At 40.5% G+C, this 910-nt stretch carries 2 protein-coding genes; both read left to right on the top strand.

Features of this window, described 5'->3' with window-relative positions; translation table 11 throughout:
* Positions 1 to 557, top strand: a 557-nt coding sequence (locus E1163_RS00240; RefSeq protein WP_281353068.1) for an RHS repeat domain-containing protein, incomplete at its 5' end; no start/stop codon positions are given.
* On the top strand, positions 484 to 882 hold the full coding sequence (locus E1163_RS00235; RefSeq protein ID WP_155168530.1) for a hypothetical protein: 399 nt from the start codon (positions 484 to 486) through the stop codon (positions 880 to 882). The genes E1163_RS00240 and E1163_RS00235, both read left to right, overlap by 74 nt.
* Positions 883 to 910 lie beyond the last annotated feature (28 nt).

Raw genomic sequence — 910 nt, 5'->3', positions numbered from 1 at the left:
ATGTGCTGGAAACCAGTGATTATTATCCATACGGTATGGAGATGGCAGGGGGCTTTAAGAGGATTAGTGCCAAGAAAAACAGGTTTTTGTTCAACCAAGGCACGGGGGATAAAAAGTTCAACACCGAAAGGATAACCGACCTTGAATTGAGTTTGGATATGACCAAATATAGGTTATATGATTACCAGATAGGAAGGTTTGTGCAGAGTGATCCATTAGCAGATGCTAGTCCTCAGGAAGCTTGGACACCTTACCAGTACGGATATAATAATCCAGTTTCATATAATGATCCTTATGGAGATTGTCCAGTATGTCTTATTGGTGGATTAGCATTCTTAGGATATATGTTGTCTGCAAAGCCTGCAAATGCTCCGAGTATGGATGCAGAGGCTAATAAAGAGGCAATGGTTGAAGCGCAAGATAGTTATGATAGGTCTATTGTAGGATCAACAGTTGCTGCTCTAGCTATAGGACAAATCTTATATGAAGACGAGTGGGGAACGCGAGATTCAGAGCCTAAGCCTGAAAATCAAGAGCCTGGAAAACCAAGAGCCTGAGAAGAAAGTACCTAATCCTAATGGTAAAAAAGGAGGGCCAGACCATCAAAAGGTTAATGAAAATGTAGCTAAAGAGATAGAGGAGCGCGGAAATATCGCCGAGCCAGAAAAAAAGATAAATACACCTGAAGGAGAAAAAGGATATAGATATGCAGATCAGGCAGAAGTTGATCCAAAAACTGGTGAAGTGATAGAGTACCATCAAGTAGGTAAGCAAAATAAGAATGGTACCCCTGTCAGCAGAGAGCGAAAAGCAAAGAAGGATATAGAGGATGCCACAGGCAAACCTGTTAAATTTCACCCCTATAATAAAGATGAAAAGTAAGCAAGTAAATTTTTATTCAACCATCGAG

Source organism: Fulvivirga kasyanovii (assembly GCF_009711405.1).
Taxonomy (GTDB): domain Bacteria; phylum Bacteroidota; class Bacteroidia; order Cytophagales; family Cyclobacteriaceae; genus Fulvivirga; species Fulvivirga kasyanovii.
This window is presented reverse-complemented; position numbering and strand designations above follow the sequence as displayed.